Raw genomic sequence first — 17,071 nt, forward strand, 5'->3', positions numbered from 1 at the left:
GCCGCAACACCGCCACGGCGCAAAAGAACCCGGCCTTCGGTGGGCCAAATCGGCCCACCGGGTTCGTTGCGGCGCTCGCCCGATATCCCGTATCGCGCGTCGCGGCCCACGCCTGCCCGGATGAACCGATTTGGACCATCGAATCGATTCCTTATAACCATGAACCGCTCTAGCCGGAGCTGGGTGAGGGGTAAAAGGGCCGCAGCCGCCCCCTCATCCGGCTCGGGTCCCGGCGGACCCTCGCCACCTTCTCCCGCCAGGGGAGAACGGCATTATGCTTTCCGTCTTACCGAAAACGTTTCGTCAGAGCGTCGCTGGTGGCCTGCCAGACGCCATTGGCGACGCCGTGGCCGCCCTCGAAGATCACATAGCTCTTGGAGCGGTAGTGCGGCAGCGGCCTGAAAAGCCCGTGCAGCTCGTCCTGCCCGTCGGCCTCGACGAACAGGACCGCCTTGCCGTCCGCCTGGCGGGCGGTCCAGGCGCGGGCGCTGCCCTTGGCGGCGACTTCGGCCGGCCGCGCCGCCACGCCGAGCCGCTTCATGACGCCGTCGATCTTCGCCGCCGGAGCGATGACGAGAAGCGCGGTCCCGGGCGGGCGGTCGGGCGCCGCGTCGGCGGTGACGGGCGGGACGTCGAACAGGCGTTCGGTGAGTTGACGCGCCAGCGCCCCGAGGCCGGGCTCGTCGTAGAGCAAGACGGCTGTGGACCTGGCGTCGAGCAGGACGTCGCGCAGGATCGGCGGCGCCTCGCCCGGCAACAGCCGCCGAAACAGCGTGTGGTCCGGGTCGACGCGGACTGAAATGGGCTTTGCATCGAGATGGATGGTCGCGGCCGTTCGCGCGCCGTCGAAGCGGATGTCGCTTTTCACCGTCCCGGCCGCGGTTTCGACCTCGACCGGCACCTTGAGACGATAGGCGGGCTCGGACTGGGTCAAAGCGAGTTCGAGCGCGAACCCGCCGCCATCGGCTGCAATGGAGGCGTCCGCCAGCTTGAGGTCCGGCGCGCCCGCCCGCCCGGTCCACTGGGCGAAGAACCAGAAGAGGTCGCGTTCGGCGGCGGCCTCGAAGGCGGCGCGCAGGTCCGCCCAGCTTGCCACGTCAAATCTTCGCGCCTGCCAGAAGCGCCGCAGGCCATCGTCGAACGCCGGCGCGCCGATCTCGTGGCTCAGCATATGGAAGATGAAGGCGGTCTTGCCGTAGCCGACCACCTGCGCGGCATCGTGGCTGTTGGCGACGAAGCGGGTGACGGGAACATCGCTTTCCTCGGGCAGGGCCGCATAGTCGCGCAGCCAGGCAAGACGCATCTCGGCTGCTTCCCGCGGGCCGCGCATGGCGGCCAGCGCATGGTCGGCCATGTAGGTCGTCAGCCCTTCCGCCCAGTTTCCGGTCCGGTAATCGGCGACGACCCCGTTGCCCCACCAATTGTGCAGGACCTCGTGGGCCAGCGAACGGTCCTTGATGAAGGGCAGGGGCAGGATCCGCCGGTCGATATAGGTGAGGCCCGGAAAGCCGAAGCCGACCGGCAAGGGTGCCGAGACGATGTGGAAATCGGCGAAGGGATAGGGGCCGATCAGCGCCGCGAAGTGGCGAATGTAGCGGCCGGCCGTCTCGATATAGCCGTCGGCCAGGGCCGCGGCGGATTCATGAAAATAGGTGCGGATACGGACGCTCCCGATCGTTTTCTCGCTGACCGTGTAAGGTCCGGCAAAGACCGAGGGCCGCTCCTGGGCGCGGCTTGCGGAGAAGACGACGGTGTTCCCCGTCGCGGCCAGCTTTTCGGGTCCAAGCCGGCCGGTGGCGACGGCCCTGAAGGCCGCGGGCGTCTCGATGGTGAGAGTGTAAGCGATGGCGGCATCGCCGGTATCCGGCAACCAGTCCGCCCAGGCGGGCAGATAGATCCCGTCGGGACCGGCAAGCGCGCCGGTTGCGGGATCACCCTTGGCGCTTTCCGGGCCGCGTCCGGGAATTGTGCCCTCGGCCACAATCTCGATCTCATGGCGCTGCCGGTCGGGCAGGGTCAGGGGGTTCATGCCGCGGGAAGGGGGCGCAGCCGGCGCGCGCCCGTCGATGCGGATGTCGCTGACCCGCATCCACCTGGCAAGGCGAAGGGGAAGCGCCTTTCGGCCGGAGACCTCGATGCGGTCGTGGACCTCGATGGCGCCGCCAGAGGGATCAAGCCTCAACGTTATCGTGTGACGCGGCGGTTCGGCCGCGGCGGCGAGGCCTGCCGCCAGCCCGAGACACAGCGCGAGCAACGCGGAGCGGAGGAAATTCATCAGCGCTCCGGCCGCTGCGGCAGGGGGCGCGGCGGAAACTTGGCGATCAGCTCGATTTGCTGCCCGTCCCGCCGCACGCGCAGGGGCAGCCACGTTCCGGGCGCCTGGCGGGAGACGATCTCGATCAGCTCGCCCATCGTCTTCGTCGCGACGCCGGCGGCGGCGACGATTTCATCGGCTTCGCGCAGTTCCGTGGCCTCGGCGACGCTGTCCGCTATGACCTCGTTGATCCGCACGCCGTGCTCGCCGTCGGCGATGAAGATGCCGAGCTTGGGGCGGTCGGATGACGGCGCGGCCAAGGCCGGCGGCAGGGTGAACACGGCGTCGGCATAGCCGGTTCCAACGATCTGCCGGCATTTGCTTCCCGCTTCGACGGGGATCAGGACAGCCACGTCGGCGACCCCCAAATCCTGCAATTGATAAGGAACGCCATAGCCGTCCTCGACATGCCCGGTGCCGAGGATGCCGGCGACAATCGTGCCGGGGAATTCGCGCCGGGCCGCGGCGAGCGCCTCGGCCATGGCCCGGTCCCAGGTCAGCTGCGCCTCCACGAAGCGGCGAAATTCCGGCTTTTCCATCGCCTCGGCCAGCGCTTTTTCGGCGGCTTCGAGCCCCGCCTCTCCGTGCGGGTCCCGGTCAGGTTCGGATTCGTCGTTCCGCGAGTGGTCTTTCGCCTGGAAAACACGCGCCAAATGGTGCTCGTAAGCGGGGCTTGCCGGCGCCGGATCGGATACGCCCTCGCGCTCTTCGGCCGGGACGGCGGCCCATCCCTTCTCGCCGACCTGCGATACCAACGCCCGCTCGACGTTCAGCGCCACCATCGGAATCTCGTGCAGCCGGGCGAACTCGAACATCGGCATATAGAAGCCGGGATCGTAGCCCCAGATCTCCAACCACCGGGCTTCCTTGAGAAGGGCATCGGCCGTCAGCATGCCTTCGACCCATTGGTCAAGAACCGGCTGCAGGCGGCGCGGAAAGGCCTCGAAGCCGATGACCATCTTCTCCACCCGGCCATGCACCGCGGCCAGGGTATGAAGCTGCCAGCGATGGTGGTCGACATTGTCATGGCTCTCGCCGAGAAGCACGACGGATTTGGATGTGGCGAGGTCGTGAAACAGCACCCGCCGCTCATAGGCGGTTCCCGTCGCCACATCGACCCAGCCACCGGGCATGCTGCACGCCGTTCCCGCATCGTCCGGCGGCACGACAGGGCCCTCCTGCGCCTGAGCGTGCGGCGCCGAAAGCCAAGCCGCCGCAACCAGCAGCAGGGTAAGGAAGGCGGCGGCCCGTGGCGCGGATTTTCGGCCGGCAGGGATTGCCGCGTTGCCGGCGCGGCGGCGGCTTCGTTGCGCAGTCGCTCTAGGCATGGTCAGGTTAGAGCCTATGGGTTCAGATGCTAAACCGGAATGACAAGCTTTGCCCGCAAGCCGCCAAGCTTGCTATCGGACAGAACGATGTCTCCGCCGTGGGTGCGGGCGATGTCGCGGGCGATCGCCAGCCCCAGCCCGGTGCCGCCGAGATCCTGATTGCGCGCGTCGTCGAGGCGGTAGAAGGGGCGAAACACGGTCTCGCGCTCGGCTTTCGGAATGCCCGGCCCGTCATCCTCGACCACGACCGTCAGCCAGGCGCCGTCGCGCTTGACCTTGATGGAGATCATATCGGCGAACTTGACCGCATTGTCGACCAGGTTGGCGATGCAGCGCTTGAACGCGCCCATCTTCAGATTGAGGTACATATTGCCGGACACGGATAGCTCGACGTGCCTGCCCTGCTTCTCGGCGTTGGCGCCAATCTCCTCCAATAGCGGGCGAATATCGCCGGCCGAGGCCTGCTCGGCCTGGTCGCCGCGGGCAAACGCCAGATAGGCCTCCAACATCTGCTGCATCTCGTCGACGTCGCGCACCAGATCCTCGATCTCCGGCTTGTCGCCAAGCAGCGCCAGCTGCAGCTTGAAGCGGGTGAGGATGGTGCGCAGATCGTGACTGACGCCGGCCAGCATGGTGGTGCGTGTCTCGATCTGCCGCTCGATGCGCTCGCGCATGACGAGGAAGGCAGCCGCCGCCTGGCGCACCTCGCGCGCGCCGCGCGGCCGGAAGTCCGGCACCTCGCGCCCCTTGCCGAAGGAATCCGCGGCCTCGGCGAGACGCTGGATCGGGCGGATCTGGTTGCGCAGGAACAAGAGCGCCACCGCGATCAGCACCAGCGAGGTGCCGACCATCCAGACGATGAAAATGTGCGAGTTCGAGGCATAGGTCTGGCTACGCCGGGCGAGAACCCGCATCACCGCGTGATCGAGCTTGATGCGGATCTCGACCAGGTTGGAGCGGCCGACCGTGTCGATCCAATAGGGGCGGCCGACATGAGTCGTGATCTGCCGGCTGAGAGCGCGATCTAGCAGGGTGAAGAACGGCTTGGGTCCCGCCGGCGGCAGGTCCTCGCCGGGAATGAAGGAGACGGTCAGGCCGAGCTGCTGGTCGGCGATCTGGGTCAGCATGCTGTAGTCGTTGGGATGCGGGTATTCCTCGTAGATCTCGATGATCGCCGCAATGTTGCGGGCGACGGCCTCCGACAGGCGCTGGGTCACCAGATCCCAGTGACGCTCCATGAAGACGAAGGCGACGACACCCTGCAAGACCACCATGGGGGTGATGAAGATCATCAGCGAGCGGCCGTAAAGGCCCTTCGGCAGCGCCTCCTTCAGCGACACGCGCAAGCCCATGATCAGCATCCCGATCATGCGGCCGAGCCGCGCCGCAGTGCTTTTCGCCGTGCCGGCGTTGTCGAGCGTCGTCGCCATCAGGTATCGTGGAGCCGGTAGCCGACGCCGCGCACCGTCTGCAGGACCACGGGATTGGCCGGGTCGGTCTCGATCTTGCGCCGCAGCCGGTTGATCTGCACGTCAACGGCGCGCTCGCTGCCGGTAATCCCGGCCTTGGCCAAGTCGGCCCGGGAGACGGTGTTGCCGGGATTGGCGGCGAGCACGCGCAACAGGTCGCGCTCGCGTTCCGTCAAGCGGATCGGCTTGCCGCCGCGGTGCAGCTCGCCATTGCCGAGATTGAAGGTGATATCGCCGAAGCGGGCGATGTCGGCGCGCCTGGGCTCGTCGGCCCGGCTGCTCCGCTTGAGGATGTTGGCGATGCGCAGAAGCAGCTCGCGCGGGTCGAATGGCTTGGCCAGATAGTCGTCGACGCCGAGCGCCAGCCCCTCGACGCGGTGCTCGGTCTCCGCCTGTGCCGTCAGCATCAGGATCGGAACCTCGGAGCTTTCCCGCAGCATCGCCGCGAACTCGAAGCCGGAGCGCCCCGGCATCATCACGTCGAGGATCAACAGGTCGAATGCCAGCCCCTGCATGCGCGCCTCGGCGACGAAAGCGGATTCGGCGGTGGTGACCCGATATCCATGCTCCAACAGGTAGCGGCTGAGAAGCTGGCGGATGCGCCGGTCGTCGTCGATCAACAGGATATGCGGCGCATTGTCCTGCAGCGCGAGCGGTTGCGGCACATGTCTATTAGGATTGATGGGCATTTCACTCTGAGGGGCCATCGTTCCACGATCCGTCTGAGCTTAGACCCTGCTGATCAGCGCGCGGACGGCGGCGCGTTCGCGTTCGTTGATCAGACTATAGAGGAATTCCCGCGCCGGCGCCTGCGCATCCTGCCCCGCCAGGCTCAATGCGGCCGCAATGCGGCGCAATTGCGGCGCCGCCAGGCGCGCCGCCAGGGTCGCGCCCTTGTCGGTCGCGTAGAGCAGCCGGCGCCGCCGGTCCTCTTGGCCCTCGCGCTGCTCGACATAGCCTTCCTCGATCAGCTGACGCAGTACCCGGGCGAGGCTCTGCTTGGTGATCTTGAGGATGTCCAGGAGCTCGGTGACCCGCATGCCCGGATTGCGGGAGACGAAATGCAGCACCCGGTGGTGGGCGCGGCCGAAGCCGAACGCCTTCAGGATCTCGTCTGGATCAGAGATGAAATCGCGATAGGCGAAAAACAGAAGCTCGATGAACTCGAACAGCTCGCCGTCCGATAGCGGCGCCTCGCCGGTCCCGATCTGCTCGGCGCCGACGCGATCCATGTCCTTCCTGCGGTCGACAAGCACCACGGCCTTTTCCCGCAATTACGTCAGCACTGTTGACATATTTTTTGCCGATTGTTACAGGATAATCCGGCTATACGAAAGGAAATATCGCGGTTCGCGATCGAAATCGACGATTCGACCGAAAGCTGCATATTTCATTCCGGACACGGGCGTGCACACAATACAAGCAGGCAAGCGTCGAGGCAAAACCACAAATCGCTTAGGGAGAGAATGGCCATGGCGACGATGTCGTATGACGAGCTCGAAGGCGTGATCTGGTACGATGGCGAGATGGTGCCATGGGCCGACGCCAAGGTGCACGTGCTGACCCACGGCCTGCATTATGCGAGCTGCGTGTTCGAGGGCCAGCGCGCCTATGGCGGCGAGATTTTCAAGCTGGAGGAGCATACCGCCCGGCTGCACGCCTCCGCCGGCGTCCTCGACTTCGAGATTCCCTATTCCGAGGCGGAGATCAATCGGGCATGCCGCGAGGTGCTCAGCGCCCAGGGGCTGAGCGATGCCTATATGCGCCCGGTGGCCTGGCGCGGCAGCGAGATGATGGGCGTCTCGGCGCAGCACAACACCATCCATCTGGCGATCGCGGCATGGCAGTGGCCGTCCTATTTCGACCCCGCCGAGCGGCTCAAGGGCATCCGCCTCGACATTGCCGAATATCGCCGCCCCGACCCGGCGACGGCCCCGTGCATGGCCAAGGCGGCGGGGCTGTACATGATCTGCACGCTGTCGAAGCATCGCGCCGAGCGGCGCGGCTATGCCGACGCGTTCATGCTCGACTGGCGCGGCCGCGTCGCCGAATGCACCGGCGCCAACGTCTTTTTCATTCAGGACGGCGTCATCCATACGCCGACGCCCGACTGTTTTCTCGACGGCATCACCCGGCGCACGGTGATCGCGCTTGCCAGACGGCGCGGCTTCGAGGTGGTGGTGCGGGCGATCATGCCGGAGGAGCTTGCAGGCTTTTCCGAATGCTTCATCACCGGGACGGCGGCCGAGGTGACGCCGGTCTCCGAGATCGGGCCCTACCGCTTCTCCGTCGGCGACATGACCAAGACGCTGATGCAGGACTATATGGCCGAGGTGCAGCCCAAGGCCGAAGCCAAGGCGGCGGCCGGCGCCAGGGCCTGATCGCGATTAATTCGCCCCCGGCTCCGCTTCGCCCCCGGCGCCCGATTGCTCCGCCTGCGCGGCGGCGTTGACCCGCGCCTGTATGCCGTTGAAGCAGGCAATGAGCCGGTTTCCCGCCGTCGCGCTGACGCGCGGCAATTCCAACGGCCGGTCGTCCGCTTCCTCGGCAAGCCGCACCGTAAGACGGGCGCCTTCGAGCATGTCGATAGGCAGCGTCAGCATCTCGTCGATCTCGGTGGAGGTGGCGATGAAGGAGTCGACTTCGCCTTTGGGCCGGCGCATGCGCTGGCGGGTATCGAGCCCGCCGGCCACGAGGCCGGCGTCGACGACGCGCAGGCCCTCGCCCAATCCCGGCGCCGCCGCGGTCACTCGAAGTGCCTCCACCCCGAATAGCGCCACCGGGTATCTGCCCTCGAAAAGCTCGGTGCTCGACGTCACCTTGATGACAAGATCGTTGCCGGCCGCGTCCTGTGCCAGGGCATCCAGAAACACCAGGCCGCACTTGCGGGTGCCGCCCTCATCCTCCTCGTCGAGAACGGAATAGGCGTCCGATCCCGCTGGTTCCCGGCCGAGGAACCAGACGCCGCCGCCGAGCATGAGCAGAACGGCGAGGGCGATGACGATGGCCTTGCGCATGGTATCCCCGAAGCCGCGGCGACCGAGCTAACGCCGGCCGGCCGCCGATGCCCAGCGCTCGACGGCGACATCGTCGCGCTCGGCCGCCTCGACCCAATCGCCGGCTTGGCCTGCAAGGTGCTCCTTCTTCCAGAAGGGGGCGCTGGTCTTCAGATAGTCCATCAGGAACTCGGCCGCCGCGAAGGCGTCGCCGCGGTGCGCCGAGGCGGTGACCACGAGGACGATATTGTCGCCAGGAAGCATGCGGCCGTAACGGTGGACGACGCTGACGCCGTCAAGCGGCCAGCGCGCCTTGGCCTCGTCGACGATCCTGGCGATCTCGGCCTCGGCCATACCGGGATAATATTCGATCTCGAGCGCTTCAAGCCGGCCGGTGTCGCTGCGGCAGATCCCGGTAAAGGTCACCGCCGCGCCGACATCCGCGCCGGCGTGCGTGACCCGCGCGACCTCCGCGGCGACGTCGAAATCTTCCTTCTGAACTTTAACCGACATGGCCTAACCGCCGGTCATCGGCGGGAAAAAGGCAATCTCGCGGGCGCCGGAGATCGGCGCGTCGTGCTTGACATGAGTGAGGTCGATGGCGGCGCGGATGACGGTGGCGTCGGCGAAGGCGGACTCATATTCCGGCCCGCGCGATTTGAGCCATTCCATCAGCCCGGCCACGGTGGTCACGCTCGCCGGCGGGGCAAGCTCCTCCTCGGCGCGGCCGGTGCGCTCGCGCACCCAGGCAAAATACAGAATCTTCATTCCGCCTCGTCGATCAAATGGCCGAGACCGGCCCTGAAATAATCATAGCCAGTATAAAGCGTCAAAATGGCCGATATCCAGAGGCAGCCAAGGCCGATGGTCAGCACGCCGGGAAGCACCTTCTCGCCGGCCGGGCCGGTCAGCAGGATGCCGATGGCGACCATCTGCATCGCCGTCTTCGACTTCGCCAGCCGCGTCACCGGCACGCCGACATTGAGCTCGGCCAGGAACTCGCGCAGGCCCGAGACCAGGATCTCGCGGCACAATATGACCACCGCCGCCCAGATCGACCAGCCGCCGATGATGCCTTCGGACACCAGCATCAAAATGGCGGTTGCGACCAGGAGCTTGTCGGCGATGGGGTCGAGCATGCGGCCGAGCAGCGACTGCTGCTTCCAGGCGCGGGCGACAAGCCCATCGAGAATGTCGGTGAGCCCGGCGGCGACGAAGATGGCGAGCGCCAGCCAGTTTGCCCAGTCGCCGCGCACCAGGAAGAAGCAGGCAACCAGCGCCGGCACCGCGGCGATGCGGGCATAGGTTAAAATATTCGGCACGCTGGTCGCCCCCAGGGTCGGGCGCGAACCGGGGGTAAATGCGGCTGCTGACTCAGTGCGTTTGCTCATGGAAGAAATCGTAAATGGTTTGTGCCGTCTGTGCACTAATACCTTGCACCGAGCGTAAATCGGCCATTCCGGCGCGGCTCACCGCCTTGGCCGAGCCGAAATGCTTCAGCAGCGCCCGCTTGCGGGCCGCGCCGATGCCGGGAATTTCGTCGAGCGGCGAGTGGCCGATCGCCTGCTTGCGCCGCGCCCGGTGAGCGCCGATGGCGAAACGGTGCGCCTCGTCGCGCAGCCGCTGCAGGAAATAGAGCACCGCGTCGCGCGGCTGCAGGATGACCGCTTCGCGGCCCTTCATCAAGAACCTTTCGCGGCCGGCGTTGCGGTCGGGGCCCTTGGCGACGGCGATAACCGGGATATCGTCGATGCCGAGGTCGGCGAGCACCTCGTGGGCGACGGCAAGCTGGCCCTGGCCGCCGTCGACGAGGACGAGGTCCGGCCGCCGCGGCACGCCGTCGTCGTCGGCCGTGCCCGGCTCTTCGCCGGTCTCCGCGCGCTGCAGGCGGGTGAAGCGGCGGGTCAGGACTTCTCGCATCATGCCGTAATCGTCTCCTGGAGCAAGGTCTTCGGAGCGGATGCTGAACTTGCGATATTGCCCTTTGATGAACCCCTGTGGACCGGCGACGATCATGGCGCCATAGGCGTGAACGCCCTGAATGTGGCTATTGTCATAGACCTCGATGCGCTCCGGCGCGGCGGCAAGCGAAAAGCGCTCGGCAAGCTCATCCAACAGGCGCGCCTGGGCGCCGGCCTCGGTCAACTGCAGGGCGAGCGCCTCGCGGGCATTGGCGAGCGCGCGGTCGAGCAGTTGCCGCTTCTCGCCGCGCCGCGGCACGGCGAGCGACACCTTGCGGCCGGCGCGGGTGGTGAGCGCGGCCTCGAGCAGCGCCTGATCGGGGACCTCTTGCGAGATGAGGACGAGGGCGGGGCAGGGCTTGTCGTCATAGAACTGGGCGAGGAAGGCGCCGAGCACCTCGTCCACGGAAACGTTCTTGTCGGCGCGCAGGAAATAGGCGCGGTTGCCCCAATTCTGGCCGTTGCGGAAAAAGAACACCTGGACGCAGGTCTGGCCGCCCTCCTGGTGGGCGGCGAACATGTCGGCCTCCTCGAAGCTCTGCGGGTTGACGCCCTGATGCGCCTGCACCTGGGCGAGCGCGGTCAGCCGGTCGCGGTAGACGGCGGCGCGCTCGAAATCGAGCCTCGCGCTTGCCTCCTCCATGAGCTCGGCCAGGTGCGCCTGAACGGCTTGGCTGCGGCCGGTCAGGAAATCCGTCGCGTCGCCGACCAGCGTCGCATAGTCGGCGAGCGGGATTTCGCCGGTGCACGGGGCGCTGCAGCGCTTGATCTGGTAGAGGAGGCAGGGCCGGGTGCGGCTCTCATAGACGGCGTCCGAGCATGAGCGCAGAAGGAAGGCGCGCTCCAGCGCGTTCAAGGTGCGGTTGACCGCGCCTGCCGAGGCAAACGGACCGAAATAGTCGCCCTTGCGGCGGCGCGCGCCGCGATGCTTGAAAATCTGCGGCGCGGCATGGTCGCGGGCGATCAGGATATAGGGAAAGCTCTTGTCGTCGCGCAGGATGACGTTGTAGCGCGGCTTGAGGCGCTTGATGAGATTGGCCTCGAGCAGCAGCGCCTCGGCCTCCGTCGCCGTGGTGACGAACTCCATGTCCTCGGTGAGCGCGATCATCTGGGCGATGCGGTTGGTGTGGCCACCCATCCGCGCATAGCTCGCGACCCGCTTTTTCAGGTTGCGCGCCTTGCCGACATAGAGCACTTCGGCGCCGACGCCGATCATGCGGTAGACGCCGGGGCGCGACGGCAGCTTCGCCGCGACGGCGGCGATGCGCTTGACGCCGCGCGGCCGCTCAGCCCGAGCGGTCTTCTCCAAGATGCGTTCGCTCACCATCGTGCGGGTTGCTTTGCGCTTCCTTCGCCCGTCCTCTGCCTTCGGGTTCCCAGCCCTACGGTATGGGCTGCAAGCGCTCGATTTCAATGCCGACGCTGCGGCAATCCTCGAAAATATCGGGCTTTTCGATGCGCACGCGCGCCGACAGCACGCGGCGGTCCTCGAGACACGCCGCGGCGATGCGCTCGGCCATGGTCTCGACCAGATTGACGTGGCCCTCCTCGGCGAAGGCGCGCACCCGCGCCACCACCTGCTCATAGCAGACGACGTCGGAATAGCGGTCGGTGTCCTTGACCGGGGTCTCGGAGACCGCCAGGTCGACATTGATGATGATCCGCTGCGACACGTGCCTTTCGCGCGGATGGATGCCGATCTCGGTCTCGACCTCGAGGTCACGCACGAAAACATGGCGGACGCCGCGCATCGCATCGGCGATCCGCAAGGACTTGGCGGTGAGGGGCTCGCTCATGGCTGCTCGATTCCGACGTCCGGCGTCTGCCAGACCAGATGCTGGCCGCCGTCGAGTGCGATCATCTGACCGGTGAGCGACGGCGCGTCAAGGATGAAGCGGACCGCGGCAGCGATCTCTTCAGGCTCCGGGCCGTGCCCAAGCAGGGTCGCGCCGCTCTCTTTGGCGAAGTCCTCCTGGCGCTGGCGGACATTCGGCAGGGTCGGGCCCGGGGCGATGGCGTTGACGCGGATGCGCGGCGCCAGCGCCTGGGCCAGTGTCTTGGTCGCCGTCCACAGGCCCGCCTTGGAGAGCGTGTAGGAAACGAAATGCGGGGTGAGCTTGCGCACTCGCTGGTCGATCAGATTGACGATGTTGCCGTTCCGGTCCGCCGGCAGGGCGGCGGCAAAGGCCTGCGAAAGGAACAAGGGCGCGCCAAGATTGACCGCGATATGGTCCTCCCAGCTTTCCGGCGTCATGGTGGCGATGTCGTCATAGTCGAACACGGAAGCGTTGTTGATGAGGCAGCTCACCGGCCCGAGCGCGGCCTGCGCCCGTTTGACAAGGCCGGCGAGGGCGGCGGTGCCGGCAAGATCGCCCTGGACGATCTCGGCGCTGGCGCCGGTCTTGCGGATCGCGTCGCGCGTCTCCTCCGCTTCCTGCGGCGAGGTGTTGTAGTGCACGGCGATCGACCAGCCATGGGCGGCCATGTCGAACGCGATGGCGCGTCCGATGCGCTTGGCGGCACCCGTGATGAGGGCGGTCTTGCGGTCCATGCCGTCAGCCATTCTCCGTCTGCCGGCGGCGCCTGCCGGCCGGTTGCCTCAAGTTGCCGGCTCAGTCCTATCAGAAGCCGGCCGCGAAGGCAGCCTGTCTCGGCAACATCACCAGGGTGATGTAGGCGACATAGGCGACGAGGAATCCGAACGCAGGCAGGCGGGTCAGGGTCCGCCGACTGATTACGAACGGCATGATCATGAGGGTCGTGAACAGCATGACCCACAGATCGAGGTCGAGGAACCGTTCGGGAACGGAAATCGGCGTGATCACGGACGCGATGCCGATGACGGCGAGGATATTGAACAGGTTGGAACCGAGCACGTTGCCGAGCGCCAGGCCGCAATGGCGGCGAACCGCCGCGACGAGGGTCGTCGCCAGCTCCGGCAGCGAGGTGCCGAGCGCCACCACCGTCAGGCCGATCGCCGCCTCGCTGACGCCCCACTGCGCGGCAAGCTGGCGGGCCGCCTCGACGGTGAGATGGCCGCCGGCCGGCAGGCCGATCAGGCCCAGAAGGATGAATGCCAACATGCCCAAAGAGGTGTGAGGCACGCCGGAGACGCCATCGACCGCTTCGACCATTTGCGGGCCGCAGCCCGGCTTGGCGGCCTTGCCGTTGCGACGGTCGGCGCCGCGCCGTCCGGTGTCGACCAGGAACAGCGCCATCGCGGCCAACAGAATGATGCCGTGCCAGACCGTCAGCGGTCCCAGAAAACAGAGCGCGATAAACAGGATGCTGGCTAACAGGACATAGACGGAGTTGCGCACGATGTCGGTCTGGTCGCAGTCGGTGGTGGCGATCAGAGCCGGCAGGCCGAGGACGACCAACACATTGGCAATGTTGGAGCCGACCACGTTGCCGATGGCGATGCCCGGCGAGTTGGCGAGCGCCGCCTTGAGCGAGACGACGAGCTCCGGCGCCGAGGTGCCGAAGGCGACCACCGTCAGGCCGATAATGATGGCCGGGATGCCGAGGCGTTCGGCCAGACCGACCGCGCCGCGGACGAGAAGGTCACCGCAAAATAGTAGAAGCGCAATCCCCCCGACCAATGCAAGATAGCTCATACGGCCTTACAGTTTAGACCCATCGGCTCCAGCCCCCCGGGGTTCGATCGCACGTACCGCAATTGGCCCTCCTCATTTGGGGCCGGGTGGGGCGGAACGCAAGAAGGGTCGGAAATCGGCCTTCGGGATCGATCGTCGCGGGCGGCCGCACTAACCCTCCATTGACGAAGAATTTCGCCCGGCGAGCGGACCGCATAGGGAATTCTTAACCCTGATGCGGTCTCATCGGCTCGCCTTCTCCGGTTGCGGAATCAGGGCCGCACGGTCGCTGCGCCGAGGCGATGTGATGGAGTAATCTCAATGAAAACCGCTCGCTTTGTTGTTCTTGCCGCCGTTGCCGTCGCGGCGAGCGCCAGCTTCGATGTTCGCAGCGCTTCTGCCACGGACATGCCGGTCTATGAAATGCCCCAGATCGTCGATCCGTCGGGCCTCTATGTGGGTGCCTTTGCCGGCTGGGGCTGGGGAGATTCGGTGGTCGCGGCGGTCGACCCGGATGTTGAAGGCTTTTACGGCGGCGCCCTGATCGGATGGGAGCTCAGGCGCGACAATTTCCTGGTCGGCGTCGAAGGCGATATCGCCGCGGCCGGCATCGACGGGGTGAACCCCGCCGCTTCGACCAGCGTCGACGTCGACTGGCTGGCCTCGCTGCGCCTGCGGGCGGGCTTCCGCATGGATGGCTTTTCGGCCTATGCCACCGGCGGCGTCGCCTTTGCCAATATGGACGCCGCGATCACGACCGCGGCGCCGCCGAGCGACACGGCGACGCTGACCGGCTATGTCATCGGTGGCGGCATCTCGGCGCCGCTGGCCGAGAACCTCGCCGCACGCCTGGAATATCTATATTACGACTTCAATCCCTCCGACTACATGATCGGCGGCGTGGCGGTTCAGGGCGACCTCAGACTGCATACGGTGCGCGCTGCCCTGGTTTACAATATCAACCTGTTGTAGGCGGCCGGCCAATGCTCTACTTTTCCGCCCTGTAGATGACCGGCCACTGTTCCGGCGGGAGCGACTCCTCGCAGCGGTACCAGGCCCGGTATTCGATCATCTTGAAATCGAAATCGTTCCAGCGGTAGCGCGCGGCATTGCCGCAATCGCCGGATCCGCGGCCCTTGCCGAGGGCGGTGAGGATGCCGGTTTCCGGGTCGTAGGAGACGTTGATCAGCGTGTCGGAGCCGTACCAGCCGAGCGACTTTGAATAGTTGGCGAAATAAAGCGTGCGCATGGTCTTAACGTCGTCGTTGCGCATGACATAAAGCCGGTAGGCGATGTTGTAGGCGCCGGCGAAGCAGGGGATGATGTAGAGGTTCTTGTTTTCCGACAGCGGCGCGACGGTGGTCCAGCGGCGGTCGGCAAGCACCCCGTCCAGCGGCTCGCATTCGCTCTTGGCGAAATGCTTTGCGAGCACCGGTTCGGGCAGGGCGGGGCTCCCTGTCGGCGTGGCTGGCGGCGTCTGCGGCGTCAATTTGGCCACCTCCGCCGGCCCTTGATCGGTCGGCTGGGCCGGCGCTTCGGTCGGCATGGCTGGCTCTTCGGCCGGCTTGGCTGGCGTTTGGACGGGCTCGGCTGGCGCTTCCTCCGCCCTGGCGGCGATTTCGGCCGGCTTGGCAGGCTCTTCGACGGGCGCTTCGACGGGGTTGGCCGCATCTTCGACAGGTTCTGGCGGTGCTTCGGCCGGCTTGACCGGCGCTTCGGCCGGCCCGGGAGTTGTTTCAGCCGGCATGGAGGGCATTTCGTCCGGTATGGATGCCGTTTCGGCTGGTTCGGTCGACTCGGCGGGCTCGGGCGCCGTCTCGCCGCGTATGGCCGCCGTTTCGTCCGGCTTTGAGGCCGTTTCGGCGCCCTCTGGCGGCGCTTCGACGGGTTTTTCCGGCGGCGCGGCCGTCTTGACCGCTGCGATCCGGTCGGACGAGCCGACGCGGCCCTGCTGCGTGTCGACCCAAGACAGCGCCGAAGCGAGGCCGAGCAGCGAGACGGCAGCCGTGGTCTTGCCGCCTCCCGCCGCTGTAAAGGCGACGGTGAGCCGGCGCTGGGACCGCAGTGCCGGGAACAGGCGCGCGACTTCGTTGCCGTCGGTGAATTCGACAAAGCGGCTCGACCCGGTCAGCGCATAGCTGCCGGCCGCGAAGCGGAAGCTGGCGCCATCCTCTGTCGTAAGCACCAAGTCGGCATTGGGCGCCGGCGTCTCGCCGCGCAGGCGAAGGCCGATCTCCCAGCCGGTTTCCGCCCCGTCGGAGCGGGCGAGCGACAGCGTCAGCCGGTAGGGCCTGCGGCCGGTATAGGCGTGTGCGTCGGTCTCTGCCGCGCAACGCGCCTGCCCCGTCCAGCAGCTTGCTGTCCAGTCGCCGAGGATCCGGGTTGCATCGGCGCGGGCGGGGGCCGCGAGCGTTGCGAATGTGAGCGCGCACGCCGCCGCCACGGGCAAAAGGGGGTTCATCCGCGAATCAATCATCATGGCCTCTCTGGGCAGAATCTAAACGGATTCTCTTCATGCGGCCATGCAAGTTCTTCGCATAGCCACATCGTTTGTCACCGGCTTTGCCCGGCTATTGCTGCGGATTGTGAGTTGCCAGCCGAATCATCGGCCGGGACTGCGGCATCGATACGACGCAGGACTGGCCGGTGAATTGCCACGAGGTGTTGTTGAGGAACACGCCGCAACGGGCAAGCTGCGGGCCCTGCGGGCTGCGCAGGCAAACGAGCGCCCCGAGCTCGAAATTCTGTCCCTTGTGGCGGCAGGTGCAGGTCTTGGCCGCGCCGCCGGGCGCTGCGTTGTCGGCCAATGCCGCCGGGGCCGCGAACGTCGCGGCAAGGCCGATGGCCGATCCTCCCGCGATGAGCGCGGCGATGCCTTTCCTGCCCATGGCGGCGATGATAGCACCGCCCGCGCCGCCGGCAAGTCGTCAGCCGGAGGCCTCGGCGGTCCACAGGCGGGTGATGGCAAAGCGGGTCAGGGCGGCGAGAAAGACGAGAATGCCCACGATCCCGGCTAGAGCGGTTCATGGTTATAGGGAATCGATTCGATGGTCCAAATCGGTTCATCCGGGCAGGCGTGGGCCGCGACGCGCGATACGGGATATCGGGCGAGCGCCGCACCGAACCCGGTAGGCCGCTTTGGCCCACCGAAGGCCGGGCTCTTTTGCGCCGTGGCGGTGTTGCGGCTGTTGGCCGATGCACCGCATCGCCCGGCGAGCCGCGCCTGGCCACGGCGAAAAATCATCCCGGTCAAATGGTTCCCTATAACCATGAACCGCTCTAGCTTCGCTCGGCCGATCCTTCCTACCAGGGGCAGCGCCCCCGTCCCGCGGGGTCAATGCTCCTGTCCGCGATACGGTTCAGTCGGGAACCTCGGACAAAGGGAAAAAGGCATGTTGTATCTGGCG

Annotated in this window: 18 protein-coding genes; 2 read left to right on the top strand and 16 right to left on the bottom strand. The window is 66.5% G+C overall.

Annotated elements, in window-relative coordinates; all coding sequences use genetic code 11:
• Positions 1 to 286: 286 nt before the first annotated feature.
• The 5 genes from Q8P46_02605 to Q8P46_02625 all read right to left on the bottom strand — a co-directional run bounded on the left by Q8P46_02605 (position 287) and on the right by Q8P46_02625 (position 6,370).
• Positions 287 to 2,275: a M1 family aminopeptidase gene (locus Q8P46_02605; protein ID MDP2619058.1), complete on the bottom strand. Its 1,989-nt coding sequence runs from the start codon at positions 2,273 to 2,275 to the stop codon at positions 287 to 289.
• A complete protein-coding gene (locus tag Q8P46_02610) occupies positions 2,275 to 3,480 on the bottom strand; it encodes a ChaN family lipoprotein (GenBank protein ID MDP2619059.1) in 1,206 nt (401 codons plus the stop codon). The genes Q8P46_02605 and Q8P46_02610 overlap by 1 nt, the downstream gene beginning before the upstream one ends.
• 191 nt (positions 3,481 to 3,671) lie before the next feature.
• Positions 3,672 to 5,012, bottom strand: a complete 1,341-nt coding sequence (locus Q8P46_02615; GenBank protein ID MDP2619060.1) for an ATP-binding protein — start codon at positions 5,010 to 5,012, stop codon at positions 3,672 to 3,674.
• Between the two features lie 59 nt (positions 5,013 to 5,071).
• Positions 5,072 to 5,800, bottom strand: coding sequence for a response regulator transcription factor (locus Q8P46_02620; GenBank protein MDP2619061.1), 729 nt, complete (start codon positions 5,798 to 5,800; stop codon positions 5,072 to 5,074).
• A gap of 39 nt (positions 5,801 to 5,839) precedes the next feature.
• Positions 5,840 to 6,370, bottom strand: coding sequence for a MarR family transcriptional regulator (locus Q8P46_02625; protein ID MDP2619062.1), 531 nt, complete (start codon positions 6,368 to 6,370; stop codon positions 5,840 to 5,842).
• 213 nt (positions 6,371 to 6,583) lie between these two features.
• Here Q8P46_02625 and Q8P46_02630 point away from each other — a divergent pair, with 213 nt between their 5' ends.
• Positions 6,584 to 7,492 (top strand): branched-chain amino acid aminotransferase, encoded by a 909-nt coding sequence (locus tag Q8P46_02630; protein MDP2619063.1) that lies wholly within the window; start codon positions 6,584 to 6,586, stop codon positions 7,490 to 7,492.
• Between the two features lie 6 nt (positions 7,493 to 7,498).
• Here Q8P46_02630 and Q8P46_02635 read toward each other — a convergent pair whose 3' ends face one another.
• The 8 genes from Q8P46_02635 to Q8P46_02670 form a co-directional block, all read right to left on the bottom strand.
• The gene (locus Q8P46_02635) at positions 7,499 to 8,128 is read right to left on the bottom strand and encodes a hypothetical protein (GenBank protein ID MDP2619064.1); all 630 of its coding nucleotides are present in this window, start codon (positions 8,126 to 8,128) and stop codon (positions 7,499 to 7,501) included.
• A 27-nt stretch (positions 8,129 to 8,155) separates the two neighbouring features.
• Positions 8,156 to 8,620 carry a molybdenum cofactor biosynthesis protein MoaE gene (locus Q8P46_02640; protein MDP2619065.1) on the bottom strand — a complete coding sequence of 155 codons (465 nt, stop codon included), beginning with the start codon at positions 8,618 to 8,620 and terminating at the stop codon, positions 8,156 to 8,158.
• A 3-nt stretch (positions 8,621 to 8,623) separates the two neighbouring features.
• Positions 8,624 to 8,875, bottom strand: a complete 252-nt coding sequence (moaD, locus tag Q8P46_02645) for a molybdopterin converting factor subunit 1 (protein ID MDP2619066.1) — start codon at positions 8,873 to 8,875, stop codon at positions 8,624 to 8,626.
• Entirely contained in the window at positions 8,872 to 9,498 is a 627-nt protein-coding gene (gene pgsA, locus Q8P46_02650) for a CDP-diacylglycerol--glycerol-3-phosphate 3-phosphatidyltransferase (GenBank protein ID MDP2619067.1), read from the bottom strand. Before pgsA ends, moaD begins: the two co-directional genes overlap by 4 nt.
• Entirely contained in the window at positions 9,482 to 11,395 is a 1,914-nt protein-coding gene (gene uvrC, locus Q8P46_02655; GenBank protein MDP2619068.1) for an excinuclease ABC subunit UvrC, read from the bottom strand. The genes pgsA and uvrC overlap by 17 nt, the downstream gene beginning before the upstream one ends.
• A gap of 55 nt (positions 11,396 to 11,450) precedes the next feature.
• Positions 11,451 to 11,864 carry a dihydroneopterin aldolase gene (gene folB / locus Q8P46_02660; GenBank protein ID MDP2619069.1) on the bottom strand — a complete coding sequence of 138 codons (414 nt, stop codon included), beginning with the start codon at positions 11,862 to 11,864 and terminating at the stop codon, positions 11,451 to 11,453.
• Positions 11,861 to 12,619 (bottom strand): SDR family oxidoreductase, encoded by a 759-nt coding sequence (locus tag Q8P46_02665; protein MDP2619070.1) that lies wholly within the window; start codon positions 12,617 to 12,619, stop codon positions 11,861 to 11,863. Before Q8P46_02665 ends, folB begins: the two co-directional genes overlap by 4 nt.
• A gap of 70 nt (positions 12,620 to 12,689) precedes the next feature.
• Complete coding sequence (locus tag Q8P46_02670; GenBank protein ID MDP2619071.1) at positions 12,690 to 13,685, bottom strand: calcium/sodium antiporter; 996 nt, start codon at positions 13,683 to 13,685, stop codon at positions 12,690 to 12,692.
• 300 nt (positions 13,686 to 13,985) lie between these two features.
• On the opposite strand from Q8P46_02670, the gene Q8P46_02675 reads away from it, so the two are divergent.
• The gene (locus tag Q8P46_02675; protein ID MDP2619072.1) at positions 13,986 to 14,636 is read left to right on the top strand and encodes an outer membrane beta-barrel protein; all 651 of its coding nucleotides are present in this window, start codon (positions 13,986 to 13,988) and stop codon (positions 14,634 to 14,636) included.
• 16 nt (positions 14,637 to 14,652) lie between these two features.
• On the opposite strand, the gene Q8P46_02680 is transcribed toward Q8P46_02675, so the two are convergent.
• The 3 genes from Q8P46_02680 to Q8P46_02690 all read right to left on the bottom strand — a co-directional run bounded on the left by Q8P46_02680 (position 14,653) and on the right by Q8P46_02690 (position 16,908).
• Complete coding sequence (locus Q8P46_02680) at positions 14,653 to 16,125, bottom strand: DUF1176 domain-containing protein (GenBank protein MDP2619073.1); 1,473 nt, start codon at positions 16,123 to 16,125, stop codon at positions 14,653 to 14,655.
• A 109-nt stretch (positions 16,126 to 16,234) separates the two neighbouring features.
• Positions 16,235 to 16,552: a hypothetical protein gene (locus Q8P46_02685; GenBank protein MDP2619074.1), complete on the bottom strand. Its 318-nt coding sequence runs from the start codon at positions 16,550 to 16,552 to the stop codon at positions 16,235 to 16,237.
• 125 nt (positions 16,553 to 16,677) lie between these two features.
• The gene (locus Q8P46_02690) at positions 16,678 to 16,908 is read right to left on the bottom strand and encodes a hypothetical protein (GenBank protein MDP2619075.1); all 231 of its coding nucleotides are present in this window, start codon (positions 16,906 to 16,908) and stop codon (positions 16,678 to 16,680) included.
• Positions 16,909 to 17,071: the final 163 nt, after the last annotated feature.

This window comes from Hyphomicrobiales bacterium, from assembly GCA_030688605.1.
Taxonomy (GTDB): domain Bacteria; phylum Pseudomonadota; class Alphaproteobacteria; order Rhizobiales; family NORP267; genus JAUYJB01.